The organism is Novosphingobium sp. JCM 18896 (assembly GCF_025938095.1).
Classification (GTDB): Bacteria; Pseudomonadota; Alphaproteobacteria; order Sphingomonadales; family Sphingomonadaceae; genus Novosphingobium.
Genome location: NZ_JAPCZF010000004.1, coordinates 298496 through 316523, shown reverse-complemented (window position 1 = coordinate 316523; position 18028 = coordinate 298496). Strand labels below are relative to the sequence as shown.

Annotated in this window: 13 protein-coding genes and 1 riboswitch; of the genes, 10 read left to right on the top strand and 3 right to left on the bottom strand. The window is 66.5% G+C overall.

The genetic code is table 11. The annotated features are described in order from the left end of the window. Nucleotides 1-22: 22 nt before the first annotated feature. Both OLX23_RS16155 and OLX23_RS16150 read right to left on the bottom strand, forming a co-directional pair. A complete protein-coding gene (locus OLX23_RS16155) occupies nt 23-1501 on the bottom strand; it encodes a sulfatase family protein (RefSeq protein WP_264446044.1) in 1479 nt (492 codons plus the stop codon). Continuing rightward, on the bottom strand, nt 1498-4275 hold the full coding sequence (locus OLX23_RS16150) for a TonB-dependent receptor (protein ID WP_264446043.1): 2778 nt from the start codon (nt 4273-4275) through the stop codon (nt 1498-1500). The genes OLX23_RS16155 and OLX23_RS16150 overlap by 4 nt, the downstream gene beginning before the upstream one ends. A gap of 283 nt (nt 4276-4558) precedes the next feature. Between OLX23_RS16150 and OLX23_RS16145 the strand changes: the two genes are divergently transcribed. The 4 genes from OLX23_RS16145 (at nt 4559) to pnuC (ending at nt 10691) form a co-directional block, all read left to right on the top strand. Next, nucleotides 4559-6280: a sulfatase-like hydrolase/transferase gene (locus tag OLX23_RS16145; protein ID WP_264446042.1), complete on the top strand. Its 1722-nt coding sequence runs from the start codon at nt 4559-4561 to the stop codon at nt 6278-6280. Nucleotides 6281-6540: 260 nt separating this feature from the next. After that, nucleotides 6541-6650: riboswitch (TPP riboswitch) on the top strand. A 29-nt stretch (nt 6651-6679) separates the two neighbouring features. After that, nucleotides 6680-8974, top strand: a complete 2295-nt coding sequence (locus OLX23_RS16140; protein WP_413629898.1) for a TonB-dependent receptor — start codon at nt 6680-6682, stop codon at nt 8972-8974. A gap of 2 nt (nt 8975-8976) precedes the next feature. Further along, the gene (locus OLX23_RS16135; protein ID WP_264446041.1) at nt 8977-10119 is read left to right on the top strand and encodes a phosphotransferase enzyme family protein; all 1143 of its coding nucleotides are present in this window, start codon (nt 8977-8979) and stop codon (nt 10117-10119) included. Next, nucleotides 10119-10691: a nicotinamide riboside transporter PnuC gene (pnuC, locus tag OLX23_RS16130; protein WP_264446040.1), complete on the top strand. Its 573-nt coding sequence runs from the start codon at nt 10119-10121 to the stop codon at nt 10689-10691. Before OLX23_RS16135 ends, pnuC begins: the two co-directional genes overlap by 1 nt. A 119-nt stretch (nt 10692-10810) precedes the next feature. Here the strand turns inward: pnuC and OLX23_RS16125 are convergent, their stop codons facing one another. Next, entirely contained in the window at nt 10811-11287 is a 477-nt protein-coding gene (locus OLX23_RS16125; RefSeq protein ID WP_264446039.1) for a hypothetical protein, read from the bottom strand. Between the two features lie 121 nt (nt 11288-11408). On the opposite strand from OLX23_RS16125, the gene OLX23_RS16120 reads away from it, so the two are divergent. From OLX23_RS16120 to OLX23_RS16095, 6 genes are all read left to right on the top strand, one after another. Further along, nucleotides 11409-12326 (top strand): alpha/beta fold hydrolase, encoded by a 918-nt coding sequence (locus OLX23_RS16120; protein ID WP_264446038.1) that lies wholly within the window; start codon nt 11409-11411, stop codon nt 12324-12326. After that, the gene (locus OLX23_RS16115) at nt 12323-12787 is read left to right on the top strand and encodes a cupin domain-containing protein (RefSeq protein WP_264446037.1); all 465 of its coding nucleotides are present in this window, start codon (nt 12323-12325) and stop codon (nt 12785-12787) included. The genes OLX23_RS16120 and OLX23_RS16115 overlap by 4 nt, the downstream gene beginning before the upstream one ends. Before the next feature lie 11 nt (nt 12788-12798). Next, a complete protein-coding gene (locus OLX23_RS16110; RefSeq protein ID WP_264446036.1) occupies nt 12799-13410 on the top strand; it encodes an isochorismatase family protein in 612 nt (203 codons plus the stop codon). Between the two features lie 15 nt (nt 13411-13425). Then, nucleotides 13426-14181 carry an alpha/beta fold hydrolase gene (locus OLX23_RS16105; RefSeq protein WP_264446035.1) on the top strand — a complete coding sequence of 252 codons (756 nt, stop codon included), beginning with the start codon at nt 13426-13428 and terminating at the stop codon, nt 14179-14181. Nucleotides 14182-14330: 149 nt separating this feature from the next. Continuing rightward, on the top strand, nt 14331-17366 hold the full coding sequence (locus tag OLX23_RS16100; protein ID WP_264446034.1) for a sensor histidine kinase: 3036 nt from the start codon (nt 14331-14333) through the stop codon (nt 17364-17366). After that, nucleotides 17363-17995: a response regulator transcription factor gene (locus OLX23_RS16095; protein ID WP_264446033.1), complete on the top strand. Its 633-nt coding sequence runs from the start codon at nt 17363-17365 to the stop codon at nt 17993-17995. Before OLX23_RS16100 ends, OLX23_RS16095 begins: the two co-directional genes overlap by 4 nt. Nucleotides 17996-18028: the final 33 nt, after the last annotated feature.

Here is an 18028-nt window from a genome sequence, read left to right as displayed (position 1 = left end):
GGAAGTTCTGGGTGCGATGCGATCAACCGGTCCGGCGCGGCCGGCTGCGGCCTTCGCGCTGGAGACGATCCAGCGTCGCCGAGAGGCGCGCGACGATATCGGGTCGCCGGTCGTAGAGGTTGTCCTCCTCGCGCGGATCGGCAGCGAGGTCGTAGAGCTGCCCTTGCGGCCCGCCGGCGGCCGGCACCACCGTCTTGGGCAAAGTGAAGCCGCCCGAGCCGAGCCCGACGATCAGCTTCCAATTGCCCTCACGGATCGTGAACAGACCGTCGAGCGAATGGTCGACGATGTTGGGACGGATGGGGGGCGCACCGCGTTGCTCGAGCGCGGGCGTCAGGTCGAAACTGTCCTCGGCGGCATCGTCGGGCAGCGCCAGTCCGATCGCTCCGGCCAGGGTCGCCATGACGTCGGTCAGCGATCCCGTCTCGTTCGACACCGATCCTGGTGCCACGCGGCCGGGCCAGCGGATGACGAAAGGAATGCGGTGCCCCGCTTCCCAGGCATCGGCCTTCTCGCCGCGCCAGGCCTGGTTGGCACGATGGGCGAAGCGCGCCGCGTCCTCGGGCTTCCAGTCGGCGCCGTTGTCGCTGGTGACGATGACGATCGTCTCTTCGGCGATACCGCGCGCGTCGATCTCGTCGAGCAGGCGGCCGATCATCGCATCGGTCTCGACGACATAGTCGCCATAGTCACCGGCCTGCGACTTGCCGCGGTACTCGGGCAGCGGCACCCACGGTGTGTGCGGCGAAGGCAGCGGGAAATAGAGGAAGAACGGATTGCCAGCCATCGCGGCCTGCCGGACCACGCCGACGGCCTTGTCGGTCAGGGTCGGCACGACTTCCTCCATGCGGAAGCCGGGCGCGATCGCGCCGGCGCGCCAGAACACGCCGCGCGGCGCTGCGCTGCCGTCGGTATGCGCGGTCGGCGCCTCGACCACGCGATCGTTCTCGAAATAGAGATACGGCGGAAAGTCGAGCGACGAGGGAATGCCGAAATAGTAGTCGAAGCCGTGGTCGCGCGGCCCCGGCCGCAGCGGCTTGGCATAGTCCGCCGCCTCGCCGCTGCCGAGCCCGAGATGCCACTTGCCGATGCCGGCGGTGTGGTAGCCCGCGCGCTTGAGCAGGCCCGGCAGAGTCAGCCGGCCTGGCTCGATCAGATTGGTGCCCGTCCCGTCGAGCACGCCTTTCTTCAACCGCGAGCGCCAGCAGTAGCGCCCGGTGAGCAGGCTGTACCGGCTCGGCGTGCAGACCGCCGAGGACGAATGCATGTCGGTGAAGCGCATGCCTTCGCGCGCGAGCCGGTCGATGTTCGGCGTCTGGATCGCCGACCAGGGGTTATAGGCCCCCGCATCGCCGATCCCCATGTCGTCGAGCAGTACCAGGACGACGTTCGGCCGCCGCTGCCGCGCCGGCGCAGCGACCGCGACGGCGCTGGCCCCGGCCCAGAGCGCCGCCGCGGCGACGCCCGAGCGCAGGAAGCCGCGGCGATCGAGCCTGCTCACCACGCGAACCGCACGCCGCCGAACAGGCGCTTGCCCGCATCGAGATAGGACTGCGGCAGGTTGCTGCCGACGAACCGCACGCGCTCGTCGGTATCGAGGATGTTGACCGCTTCGAGCACGACCGAGATCTGGTCGGTGACCTTGACGTTGATGCTGCCGTCGAGCGTGCCGTAGGACAGCGTGTACTGGCTCATCGCCGGCGCCACGGCCGCGGTCGACAGGAAGCCGCTGCGCCACGAATAGGACAAGCGCACACCGATCGGCCCCTTCTCGTAGAAGCCCGTCAGATTGAAATTGTGCTTCGAGGCCGCGGTCAGCTGCTGCGGATCGCTGTTATCGATGAAGGTGTAGTTGAGCACCGCGCCCAGACCATCGAAGGGCTTGGGCAGGAAGGTGAAGGCCTGCTGGTAATAGGCCTCGAACCCCTTCACCTTGACGCCCTTGCCGTTGACCAGCTTGCTGACCGTGAAGTCCACCGTCGCGGCCTGCTGCGTGCCGTTCGAGTAGAGATAGGTGATCGGCAGGCTCTGCACCGTCGTATCGCGGCGGATCAGCGAGCGCAGGTCCTTGTAGAACAGCGAGGTGCCGAGCACGCCGTCCTTGCTGAAATACCATTCGGCGGTCAGGTCGATATTGTTCGAGCGGAAGGGATCGAGCAGCGGATTGTTCTGCGTCACCGTGCGCGCCGGGCCGTTCACCGTCGTGGTCGGCGAAATGTCGCCGAGGTTCGGGCGCGAAACCGTGCGCGAGGCCGAAAGGCGGAACAGCAGGTCCTCGGTCGGCTGCCACTTGAGGTTGAAGCTCGGCAGGAAGTCCCAATAGGAGCGCTTTATCGCGAGCGGCGCCGATGCCGGCACACGCGTGATGTTGCCCGCATCCGGCTGAATCGTGATGCCCGCGAGATCCGGGCTGACGCCAATCGTCGACTGCTGCGTGCGCACGGCGCGCAGGCCGATATTGCCGCTGAGCGTACCGACGGCGAAGTCGGCGCGGCCATAGCCGGCCAGCGTCTTCTCCTGGACGTCGGTGATGCCCGTCGCATCGTTGGTCAGGCTGCCAGGCGATGCGGCGATCAGCTGGGCATCGCTGAAGCGCGAGACGAAGGCCAGCGTGTTGGAGGCCAGCCACGATCCCGCGAAGACGGCATCGCCGCTATAGGAACCAAGGTAGGCGCCCTTGCCGGGGCTGACCACGCGCATGAACGGCGCGGCGCTGAACGATCCCGCGATGGTGCCGGCCGGCAATCCGCCATAGAGCGCCGAGACACCGGCGGCGGTGACGGTGAGGCGCGAATTGTCCTGGTAGACCTTGCGGTCGAGATAGCGCACGCCAAAGCGCAGCGCCGTCAGGCCCTGATCGCCGAACTCGCGCGCGAGGTCGCCCTTGAGCTGCCAGACGTGGTCCGACGCCTTCTGGTTGAGCGGTCCGTTCAGGCTGGCGACGCGATAGGTGTTCGGATCGAAACGCGCCTGGTCGAAACCGTTGCGGAAAATCATGCTCCACAAGGTGTCGCCGGGGTTCGACACGAATTCCGCGTCGCCCGTGGTGATGTCGGCGATGTTGAGCTGATCGAGCTCCTGCTTCGACGAGGCATAGCTGCCCTCGAGCGAAGCCGTCCAGCCGTCGGCTTCGTACTTGGCATTGCCGGTCAGCGAGTAGAGCCGGGACTTGCGGTCCTCGGTCCGGCTGCCGCCGCGCATGTCGACGTCGGCGACGCGCAGCCGCGTCGTGGTAGGCAGGCCGTCGAGCACCTGCGTGGTCGCGCTGATCACGCGGTTGGCGTTGGCGAAGATCTGCAGGAATTCGTTGGTGTTCGCCTTGACGTTGAGCTCGCTGTAGAAGCCGTCGACCGACAGCGTGAGCGCATCGCTCGCCTTGAACTGGAGCGAGGCGATGCCGGCGATGCGCTCGTTGTCCTCTTCGAACATGTGGTAGTTGACCTGGTTCGGGAAGCGCACCCGCAGGCTGGGTTCGATCACGCCGTTGCCGTTGAGATCGTCGGGTCCGCTGCCCGCAGGAATGCCGCTCGCTTCGGTCGAGGTCGTGTAGCCGACGCTCGCAGCGTGGGTCGCGGGCTTGCGGCGGGTGTAGGAAATGCCGACCGAAATACCGAGCCGATCATCGGCGAAGGTGTCTGAGAAGAAGGCCGAGGCGCGCGGCGCGATCTTCCCCGAATTGGTCTCGTACTCGCCCTGGACCGAGGCCGAGAGCACGCGCTTGCCGATCTCGAACGGCCGCGGCGTGTGGATGTCGACCGTGCCGGCAAGGCCGCCTTCTTCCAGATCCGCCGTCGTCGACTTGTAGACCGACAGCGTCCGGACGAATTCGGGGGGCAGGACCATGAAGTCGAAGACGCGGCTGCCGGCGGAATCGCCGTTGGCGTTGGGCAGCACATGGCCGTTGAAGGTGGTCAGCGTGAAGTTGGCCGGCAGCCCGCGGATGTTGACCGTGCGGCCCTCGCCACGGGTGCGGTTGATCTGGACGCCGCTGATGCGCTGGACCGATTCCGCGATGTTGACGTCGGGGAACTTGCCGACGTCTTCGGCACTGATCGCATCGACGACGCTGGCCGCGGCCCGCTTGACGTCGAGCGAGCGATCGAGGCTGGCGCGGATACCCTGAACGACGATCTCGCCGCCCGTATCATCCGCCGTGATTTCGGACGCAGCCTCGCTGGCCGCAGCCTCGTCGGCCATCGCCGAGGCCGGCAAAAGGAGCGCAACGGCAAGCACCGCGCCGGAGACACCGGCACGCCAGTCATTTTGCAGAAACATGAGAAAACAAACCCTTCCTGAACGCTTTTAAGCTGGTCAGTCGGGTGGTCCCGTCCTGATGGACACGAATGTCTATCGATATAGTAGATTTATAGGACAATTGAGTTTTTCTAAACGCCACGAAAGCGAAGCTTGTCCCGACGACGGCTTGCCAGTGGCGCGATCGATCCCTTAGCCTGCGCCCTTGCCCAGGCGACCACGCCAGGCACCCCGCCCCCCGCACGATCTCGAAAACCCGCTTCGACGGTGCCCTTTGGCGCCGCGCTCACGATGGAGTTCCCCCATGCGCGCTCTTGGCCCCCTGCTTCTCGGCACCGCGGCGATCGCACTGCCCGGTGCGGCTCATGCCGGCGAAATCGAAGGACGCCTCACCGGCCCCGACGGCAAGCCGCTGGCCGGCGCGCGGGTGCTGGTAGACGATCTCCAGCGTGGCGACATTTCGCGGGCGGACGGCAGCTTCCGCATCGTGCAGCTTCCCGCGGGCCCCATCCGTATCACCGTGACGAGCGCGGGGCTCGCCAGCGAAACGCGGACGATCGAAGTTCCGTCCCGAGGCAGCGCCACGAGTGCCCTGCAGCTACGGCCGAACGACCTCATCCGCCGCGCCGCCGCGCTCAACGTGGAACCTGCGCCCGAACATCTGGCGCACAAGGCCGCCTACCTCGACGGCGTGAAGCCGTTGCGGGGCAAGCAACCGAACATCCTGCTGATCCTGTTCGACGATCTCGGTGCGGGCGACCTGTCGAGCTACGGCAATCGCCTGATCAAGACGCCGAACGTCGATGCCATCGCGGCGCGCGGGCTCAAGTTCAACCAGTTCTATTCGAGCTCGCCCGTCTGCACGCCGTCGCGCGCCGCGCTCCTCACCGGCCGCTACCCGACGCGTGCCCACGCCGCGAACCACGTCTACATGCCCACCGGCACGCCCACGGCAGCGCTGCGCGCGAGCCGCGGCTGGGCGAACGCGCTGCCACGCGACGAGATCCTGCTCCCCGAAGTGCTCCAACGCGCCGGTTATCGCACCGGCGCCTTCGGCAAGTGGCACCTCGGCGACATTCCCGGCCACCGGCCGACCGACTTCGGCTTCCAGGACTATTTCGGCCTGCTCTACAGCAACGACATGAACCCGACCAACGTCTGGCGCGGGGACGAGATCGTCACCCCGGCGGCGCAGATGGACCAGGCGACGATCAACGAACGGATCGCCGACGAGGCCATCGGCTTCCTCGATCGCAACGCCGCGCGACCGTTCTTCGCCTATGTGCCGTTCAGCGCGCCGCACTGGCCGCACGTCGCCAATCCGCGACACAAGGACGTCTCGGCCGGCGGCACCTACGGCGACGTGGTCGAGGATCTCGACCATCAGGTCGGTCGGATCATGGCGAAGCTGCACGAACATGGCTTGGACGAGAATACGATCGTGATCGTCACCAGCGACAATGGCGGCGACTTCGATGGCAGCGTCGGCCCCCTGCGTGGCCGCAAGACCGAGACCTTCGAGGGCGGCATGCGCGTTCCCGCGATCGTGATCTGGCCGGGCCGAACCACTCCCGGCACGACGAGCGACGAGATGGCGATGAACATCGACATCCTGCCAACCCTCCTGTCCAACCTCGGAATAGGTTTACCCCAGGACCGCGTCATCGACGGCGCCGACATGGCCCCTATCCTGAGCGGCGGCCAATCGCTCCACGATAACCTGTTCTATGTTTCGACCTGGAGCGGCCAGTACGAGGCCGTCCGCGACCGCGCGTTCAAGTTCCGGGACCCCGTAGTCGACAGAACCCTGATCTCACCTCCCCGCGGCGGGGCCGCACGTCCCGCGCTCTATTCGCTGGCGGACGACAACGAGGCGCACGACGTGTCCGCACGGCACCCCGACGAGCGGACGAGGCTGGAAGCGCAGCTAGAAGCGTTCCGTACCGAAACCAGTCGCAACGTCCGCGGCTGGAAGGACATTCGAGCGACCGCTTCCGAACGCCAGAAAGTCGGTGCTAATCCCTAGGAAGCTGCGGCACTGTCGACCGTGCTGCGAGCGCTGACCGAACCTCGCCCCAGACCGAAGGACCGTCGCTCGATCCGAAAAGCCTGCTTCGTGAACGAAAGGCGGGTTTCAAGAAAAAACAAAGGCTCGCTCAACGTCCGCAATATCGGCGGGCGCGGCCTACCCAAGACGACATAGTCTGGCCAATTCCGTCGCTAGCACCCCACCGTCAAAGCATCGGACAAATAGCACTTCCCACTCCGCCTCGCCGCGCCTAGGGAGCCGCATCCCCGGGGAGCCGCTCATGCGCGGCTGAGATGTGGCCAGCAGGCCGCGACCCGCTGAACCTGATCCGGCTGATACCGGCGTAGGGAGGGCTGGCGGCATGCCGTTGTCCCTCCATGGAGTGGACGTCAAACAGTGCCCTTTACCGTTACCCGCCTTACCCTGTCCGCGCTCGCATTGCCGGTCCTGCTGTCCGCCCCCCCGGCACACGCCGATGAAGCCGACAACGACGATCCCGCCAATATCCAGGTTGTCGGCTATCCCGATCCGCAAGGCCTCCTGCCCGATCAGACCGAACCCAAGGCGGTCAGCGCCATCTCGGCGGACTTCATCACCAAGCAGGCGCCGACTTTGAACGCCTTCCAGCTCGTCAACCTGCTGCCGGGCGCCAATGTCTCGACGAGCGATCCCTATGGTCTGTCTGCCAGTTCGGGGATCACCCTGCGCGGTATCGGCCAGGATGCGATCGGCGTGCTGATGGAAGGCGCGCCGCAGAACGACATTGGCTATTTCTATGCCTATCCCTCGCAATTCGCCGATGCCGAGAACGTGCGCCAGATCAGGCTCGCCCAGGGTGCCGTCGATATGGATGCGCCCGTCGTCGCGGCGGTGGGCGGGCTGCTGTCGCTGACGCTCGACGATCCCAAGGCCGCGATGGGCGGCCTGGTCAACCTGTCACTGGGTTCCTACAACGAGCGGCGCGGCTTCGTGCGGTTCGATACCGGCGAGATCGGCCGGACCGGGCTCAAGGCCTTCGTTTCCTATTCGAACAACCGCGCCGACAACTGGCGCGGCGCCGGCTTCGACAAGCGCCAGCACGTCGACGGCAAGCTGCTGCGCGAATGGGGTGACGGCAACCGCGCCTCGATCGCCTTTTCGTACAACGACGCCATCACCTCGACCTATCCCGCGCCGACCCTGGCCGATTGGCAGGCGGTCGGCCGCGATTTCAACTTCACGCAGCGCTACACCCCGGGCGATACCGCTTACTGGAAGCTCTACCGCGGCCCCTTCCGCAATTTCTATGTCGCGGCGCCGGTGCACCTGAAAATCAGCGACAAGGTCGCTTTCGACAGCACGACCTATATCCAGTTCGGCCACGGCAATTCGCCCTACGGCACGCAGCTGGCCGAGACCGGCAACTTCCTCGGCAACGAGGAACTGACCCAGCCGATCGCGCTGCCCGGCGCGGTAAACGGCGTGGCGACGGTGCTGGGCAACTGGACCGGCCAGCAGCGCCGCTTCGGCGAAGTCGCCAAGCTGACCTACGAAGCGGGCGCGCACCGGATCACCGCCGGGCTGTGGTTCGACTACGGCACCGACCGGGTGACCCAGTCCTATACCTCGATCGATGCGCAGGGCCGTCCGCTCGATGCCTGGGGCTATCAGGACAAGGCCATCCGCACCGCCGACGGCCGCCTGCTCGCCTATGAGAACCAGCGCACGGTCACCGTGACCAAGGGCTTCTTCCTGACCGACAGCATCGCCGTCGCCCCCAGGCTGGGCATCGACGTGGGATTCAAGGGCGTTCACCTGCTGCGCAATGGACGCAACTACCTGCCAGGGCCCCAGTCGAAAGTGCAGTTCGACGCTTTCGCTGCCCTGCCCCGCGCGGCCGTGCACTATCAGCTCGACGACCGGCAGCAGCTCTTCGCCAACGTCACCACCAACTTCCGCACGCCCAACGAGTTCGCGCTCTACGACAGCTACTACGGCGGCGTGCTCGTCGGCCAGGGTGCGGGGGCGCTGAAGAACGAATATTCGGTCTCGCAGGAGATCGGCTATCGCTACATCGGCCCCAGCCTGTCGTACTCGGTCACCGGCTTCCATTACCGCTTCCGCAACCGTCAGGTCGCAACGGTGGTCAACAGCGGCGGCGCCCTGGTCAATTCGACGATCAATGCCGGCAGCCAGACGTCCTACGGGCTCGACGGCGAGATCGACTGGCGTCCGGCCCGCGGCATGAGCCTCTATCTTTCGGGCGAATACCTGCACACGCGGCTGAACGACGATCTGCCGGTGGAGGGCGATCTCCTGCCGACCAGAGGCAAGCGCGCCGTATCGGCACCGCGCTTCCAGTTCGGCTTCGGTACGACCTATGATCGCGGCCGCCTGTTCGGCAGCACCGCGCTCAAATATGTCGGCCGCCAGTATGCCACGTTCATGAACGACGAGAGCATCAAGGGCTATGCGACGCTCGACCTGTCGATCGGCCTGCACCTGGCCGGCCTGGTCGACGATAAGCCGCTGGACCTGCGGCTCAACGCGATCAACGTGACCAATCCGAAGGTGCTGTCGGGCGTCTATGCGATCGCCAACAATGCGCAGGACACGATCGGGCGCAACGGCACGGTGATCGCCGGTTCGGCGCCCAGCTATTACATCGGCAGTGGCCGCGCCTTCGTGGCGACACTGTCGCGCGCCTTCTGACCATGAGCGGCGCCGCGCCCCCTGCCCGCCACCTGGTGCATGGCATGGGCATGGCGATGGAAGCGCCGACCTGGCCCGTGATCACGGCAGACGAGGCCGAGGCCGTGCTGGCGCTATTTCCCGAAGCCGGCCGGGTGGAACGCCTGTGCTGGCATTCGCCGCGCCCGTTCTCGGCGGCGACGCTGGTGGCGGCCGAATGCGGCGACTTCGTACTCAAGCGCCATCACAGCCGACTGCGGAGCGTCGCGGCGCTGGTCGAGGAGCACGCCTTCATCGCACACCTGCGATCCGCGGGACTCACGGTGCCCGAGGTCCTGGCATCGGCGGAAGGTGTGACCGCCGTCAGCCACGGCGACTGGACCTATGAACTCCATCGCAAGGCGCCGGGCCTCGATCTCTATCGCGACCGGCAGAGCTGGACGCCGTTCCTGTCCGCCGGCCATGCGCATGCGGCGGGCGTGGCACTGGCCCGGCTGCACCAGGCCGCGTGCGGCTTCACGGCCGGCGAGCGCGGAGCCTGGCCACTCGTCTCGAGCCTGACCATCCTGCCGGCGCACGATCCGATCGCTGCAGCCGAAGCCTATGTCGCCGCGCGGCCGGCGCTCGAGGAATTCCTGGCAGGCAAGCCATGGCGCGCAGAACTGGCGCGGCTGTTCGCGGCGCTCGCCGATGGGCTTGCCGACCTGCTGGAGCGCCAACCGCGCCTGTGGACGCACAACGACTGGCACCCGTCCAACATCCTGTGGTCCGAAGACGGCACGGCGAGCGCCATTTTCGACTTCGGCCTGGCGGCGCCGACCTGCGCGCTGCACGATCTGGCGACCGCGATCGAACGGACGGCGATCCCCTGGCTCGAACTCGCCGGCGGCAGCGCCGCCGACGTCGAGACCGCGCTGGCGATCCTCGCCGGTTACCGCTCGGTCATCGCGCTGACCGAAGATGACGTCGCCGGTGTTCTTCGACTGCTGCCGCTGATCCACATCGAATTCGCGCTGTCCGAAGCCGACTATTTCGCCGGCATCGTCGGCGACGACGCACAGGCGCAGGTCGCCTGGCAGGACTATCTCGTCGACCACGCGGACTGGTTCTTGGGGCCGGAAGGCCGAACCTTTCTACGCGACCTCGCAAGCGGAGCCTCGAGTTGATGTCCACGCTCGAGATCATCGCGGTCGCGGTCAGCTTCCTCGGGATTTGGCTCACCGCCAGGCGCTGGGTGCTGTGCTGGCCGGTCAACCTCCTGGCCTGCGCGCTCTATTTCAAGATCTTCCTCGATGTGCGGCTCTATTCCGACATGGTGCTGCAGGCGCTGTTCGGCATTGCGATCCTCTATGGCTGGATCGTCTGGGCCCGCGGCAAGGAAGAGAACGGCGAAATCGTCGTCGAGACGCTGACGCCGGGGCAGGCCTGCGCTGGCCTCGCGATTGGCGCAGCCGGCGCCCTGGCCATTGGATGGATCATCAGTCGCTACACCGACGCCGCCCTGCCGTGGATGGATGCGACGCTCAGCAGCTTCAGCCTCGTCGCCCAGTATTGGACGGCGCGCCGCCATGCCGCGAGTTGGCTGCTGTGGATCGTTGTCGATGCCTGCTATGTCGGGATGTTCGCGATCAAGGGACTATGGCTGACCGGTGGCCTCTACGCCGCGATGATCGTTCTGGCCGCAATGGGTTACACGCGCTGGCGCCGCGCGAAACATGCCGCGATCCCCGCTGTCTAGGCGGCCTCGTCTTTGAACGTGCAGCCGCTTTCAACGACAAGGCTTTCGGGCTCGAGTCCGCTAAGTCGGCACCGCCATCGTCGCCGCCACAATCGCAGGAGTTGCTTGCAGGCCAGCGCTCAGGCGGACTGGATACTGTAGTTGAACCACTCCGCCTGCCCATGGTCGTATAGCTGGACGATCTGGTCGGTAATCGTCAGCGAATAGTGGCTCGACGAACCCCGATCATACCCTTTCGCGTTCAGGCCATCGATCTCAAGGGTCACGAAGGCCTTGTCACCGCCATCGTAGAGTTCGGGAAGCGTACCGCCGAACTTGGCTGAGCGATCGCCGTCATAGCCTTGGAGGTGAGCACCACGCGCTTCAGCTCCGATCCGCAGGTCCCGGCCCGCCGCATGGTCGTGAACGCCAGCGACTGTTTGGCCGGTGGCATAGGCGAAAGCTGCGGCGGCAATCATGGCGCGAGTGTGCGGTGACATCGCGCTTCCTGACACCCGGGTCTCCGGAAAGGCAAGAGCGGACTGACGGTTGCCTTCAAGGAGTTCAAAGGAGCGCCCGAACGGCGCCAAAGTCGCGGTAGCCGCCAATACCGACATGCCCACTAGAAATACCCATTCGGGTAAACCTGGAGGCCCGACCGGGGATTGAGAGCGGACTGGCCTGCGGGGCAAATTGGACACCGCAATGACCAGGGCCCCGCAGCCCAAAGGAGAAACGATGTTCAAATCCGCTCTTTGGGCAACCGCGCTGTTCCTCGCGGCACCCATAGCCGCCGAAGTTCCGTCTTACCCCGCGCAATTCCAGTCACGCGACATCACCGCTAACGGCGTGACGCTCCATGTTCGCGTGGGCGGCAAAGGGCCTGCCGTTCTGCTCCTCCACGGCTATGGCGAAACGGGTGACATGTGGTCCCCGCTCGCGGCGGCGCTGAAGGACGATCACACCGTCGTCGTTCCCGACCTGCGAGGCATGGGGCTCTCGTCGCATCCGGCCGGCGGCTTCGACAAGATGACCCAGGGTCGCGACATGCAAGGCCTGCTCGCCGCCCTCGGCATCGAGCGTTACGACGTCGTCGCGCACGATATCGGCAACATGGTCGCCTTCGCGCTCGCCACGCAGCAGCCCGACCGGATCGGCCACCTCGTGGTGATCGATGCGCCGGTGCCGGGTGTGGGCCCCTGGGATGAAGTGCTGAAGATGCCGCTGCTCTGGCACTTCCGCTTCGGCGGCAAGGATATGGAGCGGCTCGTCGCGGGACGCGAGCGGATCTACCTCGATCGCTTCTGGAACGAGTTCTCGGCCAATCCGGCGCGTTTCGACGAGGCCTCGCGCCAGCACTATGCCGCGCTCTACGCGCGCCCCGGCGCGATGCACTCCGGCTTCGCGCAGTTCGCCGCCTTCGACCAGGACACCGCCGACAATCGCGCCTGGCTCGCGGCAGGCAACAAGCTGAAGATGCCGATCCTCGCGCTCGGCGGCGAGAAGTCGTTCGGCCCGATGATGGCCACGGTCATGCGCGCCGCCGCAACGAACGTGACCGAAGGCGTCGTGCCCGATTCCGGGCACTGGATCATGGAGGAGAACCCCGCGGGCACGGTCACGCGGGTGGTGACCTTTCTGAAGAGCGGGCAATGACGGGCCGGCTTAGCTGTGCCGCGGCGCTCGCGGTCGCGCTGTTCGGCGTCCCCGCCTCCGCCGGGACGCCGCAGGCCCGCCTGTCGCCCGCTGACATTGCCGCGCTCACCAAGGGCGGCGGTGGCCCCGGCACCTCCGGTGTCACCGGGATCCGCACGACCGTTCTCAATGGCGATCCGAGCGCCGCGGGCCCTTATACGATCGAGATCCGCGTGCCGCCGCACACCCGGATCGCCGCCCATACGCATCGCGACGACAGAACCGCGATCGTGGTCAGCGGCAAATGGTTCTTCGGCTATGGCGCGGCTGCCGAAGAGGCCCAGGTCAAGCTGCTGCCACCGGGCAGCTTCTACACGGAGCCCGCCGCGGTACCGCACTTCGCGCTGACGCGCGACGAGCCGGCGGTGGTCTACATCACGGGCCAGGGCCCGACCGACACCCACTACACCGAAGTCCGCTGAAGGGTTCCGCCATGACCTCCCCGAACGCCATCCGCGATCCGATCGCCGACGACCTGCTGACGCCGCAGAACGCGGCGCTGGTAATCATCGATTTTCAGCCGGTCCAGGTCGCTTCGATCGTCTCGATGGAACGCCGCGAGCTGATCGCCAACGTCGTCGCGGTCGCCAAGGCGGCGCAGCTCTATGGCCTGCCAGTGGTGCTTTCGACCGTCAACGTGGCGACTGGCCTCAACACGCCCACGATTCATCAACTGACCGCCGTGCTCGACGACGTCGAAGCGATCGACCGGACCGCTATCAACGCCTGGGAGGACGAGGATTTCGTCGCCGCGGTCAAGGCGACCGGACGCCGCAAGCTTATCATGGTGGCACTATGGACAGAGGTCTGCCTGACCTTCCCGGCCCTCGACGCCCTGCGCGAGGGCTTCGAGGTCTATCCGGTCGTGGATGCGGTCGGCGGCACGTCAGCTACTGCGCATCGCACCGGGCTGGAGCGGATCGTCCAGGCGGGCGCCAGACCCATCACCTGGATCCAGCTTGTTTGCGAACTGCAACGCAACTGGAACCGCGAAACGACGAAGGCGGGTTTCGCCGAGATCGTCTTTTCCTCGATCCACCCCTGACCAGGAGCGCCGCTCATGACCCGATTGTCCCTACGCCTAGTGATCGGTGCCCTCCTGGGCGCCGCTACCGTCTCGCAAGCCCAAGCCGCCCCGCCGGTGCGCAACGTCGTCCTCGTCCACGGCGCCTTCGCCGACGGCTCAGGCTGGAATGCGGTCGCGCAGATCCTCGAGCGCGACGGCTACCGCGTCACCATCGTCCAGCAGCCCGAGACCTCGCTCGAGGAAGACATCGCGGCGACCAACCGCGTGCTCGACATGCAGGATGGCCCGACTGTGCTCGTCGGCCACAGCTATGGCGGGGTCATCATCACCGAGGCGGGCAACAATGCCCACGTCAGCGCGCTGGTCTATGTCGCGGCCTTCCAGCCCGATAGCGGCGAAAGTCTCGCCTCGCTGGGCGAGAGCATGCCGCCCGCCTCGACCGCGGTGACGCCGACGGCCGACGGTTTCCTGTTCATCGCACCAGCAGCCTTCCGCGCCGACTTCGCGGCCGATCTCTCCGCGGACGTTGCGGCGCGCATGTCGCGATCGCAGGTGCCGCTCTCGATCCGCGCCGCCTCGGCCAAGGTCACGACGCCGGCGTGGAAGCGGAGGCCCAGCTATGCCGTCATCGCCACGCAGGATCGGTCGCTCAATCCCGACTTGCAGCGGCAGATGTACAAGCGCTCGGGGACGATCGCGACCGAGGTCGCCGCCAGCCATGCGGTCTACATCTCGCAGCCGGCCGCGGTGGCGGCAGTGATTGAAAAGGCCGCAACGCGCGGGGAATGACCCCAGCCCGCGCCCGATCCTGCGTGCGTTCGGCTCTGCGCGGACCTGACGCCGCGACGATTGGTGATTGTCGCGGCCGCGGGCATTGGCGATACGCGTTGCACGGCAGGGCGGCGAGCGCCTCCGGCGATGCGATAGAGGCCAGTCGAATGATCCGGTCGTGCCTGACCAGAATTGGCCCGCTCGCGCTTTCGTCGGTCTCGCTGCTCGGGAGCTCAGGCGGCATAGCGCAGATGCCCTCGCCGGGTTTCGAGGCTTACAAGCACGTCCGCGCCGCCGCTGACGACGGCGCCCCCGACGGGCTCCTGAGGATCGCGCAGACCCCGGACGGCTACCTGTGGCTCGCCGGCGATGCGCTCTATCGCTTCGACGGGGCGACCTTCGAGCGGATCGACTGGCCTGAACGGTCCGGCAAGCGGCACGCGTCGCCATCGGCGCTCATGGTCAGCGCCCGCGGCGAGCTCTGGATCGGCCTGCGCGATACAGGTGGGGTGGCCGTCTACCGCAATGGTGCCCTGCAGGACATGCACATGCCCGATCCGCCGCGCGGTCTGGCAGCCTTCGCCCAGATGCCCGACGGCACGGTCTGGGCGTCTTCGATGGGCCTCGACAAGCGGCTGCAGCGGCTGCGCGGTTCTCGCTGGGAGTCCATGGACGACGCCCTGGGACTGCCGAGCGGCTACATCATGGACCTGATCATGGCACGCGACGGCGGGCTGTGGGCCGCACTGAGCGCAGAGGATGGTGAAAGCGGCGCGTTGGCGTTCCTGCCCCCGCGTGCGACACGGTTTCGAACCGTGCCCGTGCGGCTCTCGGGACGCCCCAAGATCGCGCTCGATCACAGTGGCGCGCTATGGGCCTCAGATGCCAACGGCACGCGCATGCTGTTCGACGCTCGCGGCGCGCCCGCGCGCCCGGGCATCGCCTTTCCGCCCGTGCCAGGCGTGGTCCGCGCCGCCATAAGCTTCGACGGCAGTGGTGGGCTTTGGGGCACGACCGCGGCGGCGGGCATGTTCCACATCGCCGATCCGCTGGCCCGGCCCGGCACACCCGGCGCGCGGCTCCAGCGATTTGGTGCCGCAAACGGCCTCACGTCCGACACGACCTATGCGTCGCTCATCGATCGCGAGGGCAATGTCTGGATCACGACGGAAAGCGGCATAGATCAATTTCGCCGGGCCGCGGCCCAGCAGGACACCCTGGTCCCGGCCGATCCCGAACATGGGCTCGCGATGGCTCGCGCCAGCGACGGGACCATCTACATCGGGTCACGCCGGACGCTGTTCCGCGTTTCTCCGCAGGCCGCCGCCAGGCAGGTTCTGACGTTGAGCACCGACGAGATCTCGATCTGCCCCGCTCGTGCGGGGGGCGTCTGGGTCGTCGAGCCCGGCCAGGTGATACGCGTGCACGGCGATCGAGCGGACAGATCCCCAGGCTATCCGGGCGGCGAGGCGAAGATTTCCTGCGCCGAAGACGGTAGCAGCCGCCTCTGGCTCGGGCTCGCCGGCGGCGGCCTCCTGTGGCGCGACACATCCGGCTGGCATCGGGCCGAAGGCGCGCTCGCCAAGCTCAAGATCTGGGACCTGACCACGACGGCGCAGGGCGATCTCGCCCTGATCGTTCCGCCCGACATCGCCATTCTGCATGGCGATCGGCTCGAGAGGATTGGCCTGGCGGCAACGGGCGTCGGCACCCCCTGGGCGATGATGCCCGGAAATCGCCCGGGCTCGGACGACCTGTTCATCAGCGGCAGCACCGGCCTCGTGCGCAGGCGCGGAAATATCCTGCGCCATCTCGACGAGAAACGCCTTCCCTGGATCACCTGGATCCGGACACTCCAGCAGACTGCCGACGGGACGACCTGGCTGTTCAGCCGCACCGGCGTATACAAGGTCGCCACGGCCGATTTCGATCGCGCTTTCGACGATCCGCGCGCGCCGCTGCCCTACACCAAGTTCGACGCCTTGGACGGGCTGGCCAGCACCGTTCAACAAGGCGGCTTTTCGGGCCCGCAAAGCGGCGTTGGCGGCGATGGCAGAATCTGGTTTCTCAACCGCCAGGGCGCCGCCTTCTTCGACCCTGTACACCTCCAGCCGAACAGTCTCCCGCCACCGGTGACGATCCGATCGCTCGCAAGCGGCGGGCGGACATGGCGCGATCCGATCGATGTCGTCCTCCCCAAGGGCTCGCGCGTGATCGACATAGCCTATGCGGGTTTGAGCTTCACCGTGCCGCAGCGCGTGCACTTCCGCTACCGGCTCGAAGGCGTCGACGATGCCTGGGTCGATGCGGGGGCTCGACGGACGGCTTCCTACGCCAACCTGAGCCCCGGTCGGTATCGCTTCCAGGTGATCGCGCGAAACAGCGACGGCGTCTGGAACCGCAAGGGCGCCACGCTGAACTTCGAAATCGAGCCCACTTTCGTGCAGAGCTGGCCCTTCAAGCTGCTATGTGCGGCCGCGCTGCTCGCGCTGCTGTGGTTTGCCTATTCGATGCGGTTGCGCAGCGTTGCCGAACGCATCCGCATGCGGATGACCGAGAGGGCCGAGGAACGCGAGCGGATCGCCCGCGAACTCCACGACACCCTGCTGCAATCGGTCCAGGCCCTGACGCTTCGCTTTCAATTGGCCGCCGACGATCTGCCGGAGGGCGCCCCCGAACGCGCCTCGCTGATCACCGCGATCGATACGGCCGACAAGGTCATCGCCGAAGGGCGCGACAGGGTGCGCGAACTGCGCACGCAGCAGGATGGCGATCTCGAGCAGATGCTCTGCGACCTTATCGCTCGTCTGGAATTCGGCGCCGCCGTCAGCGTGTCGATTTCCTCGGACGCCGCGGCGCGACGTCTCGATCCGGCGACGCTCGACGAAATTTCGCGGATCGCAAGCGAAGCGCTTTTCAATATCCGACGTCATGCCGACGCCACCGAGGTGACGGTCGAAATCCACTACCTGCCGAACCTGCGGATCCGCTTCGCGGACAACGGCCGCGGAATAGACGCGCAAATCGCGGCGGCCGGCGGCAAGGCGGGCCACTATGGGCTGATCGGCATGGCGGAACGCGCCAGGCGGCTGCGCGGCCGCCTCGTGATCCGGCGCCAGAACGATCGCGGGACCGAAGTCCTGCTGACAATCCCGGGTACGATCGCCTACGATCGCCGCACTACCCGACCGGGGAGATCATGATGCCGCCGCCCATCCGCGTCCTCATCGTCGACGATCATCCGATGGTGCGCGACGGCATCGCCGCGCTGCTCAGCCGGCAGGCCGACATGGAGCCCGTCGGCGAAGCGTCGAACGGTATCGAGGCGATCGAGAAGTTCCGCGAGCTTTCGCCCGATCTGACGCTGATGGATGTACAGATGCCAGGCATGGGCGGCGTCGAGGCGATCGCCGAGATACGCAGCCTTGCGCCGGACGCGCGCATCTTGGTGCTGACGACCTACCCCGGAGATGCGAACGCAGCGCGCGCCATGAGAGCGGGCGCCGCCGGTTATCTACTCAAGAATGGAATTCGTCTCGAGCTGATCGACGCCATCCGATCCGTTCATTCAGGCCGACGAGCGATCTCTGCCGACATCGCTCATGCCATTGCCACCCATGCTCTCGACGACATGCTGACCGATCGCGAGGTCGAAATCCTCAGGCTCGTTTCCGAGGGGCACGCCAACAAGCAGATCGCCTGGCGATTAAACCTCTCGAACGACACCATAAAAGCTCAGTTGAAGGCGATCTTCACGAAACTCGGCGTTCATGACCGGACCCATGCAGTTACGCTCGCCACGCGTCGAGGCTACATCAATCCTTTCTCTTGAGCGACATCTCGCAGTCGAGCGTCATGAGGCTAA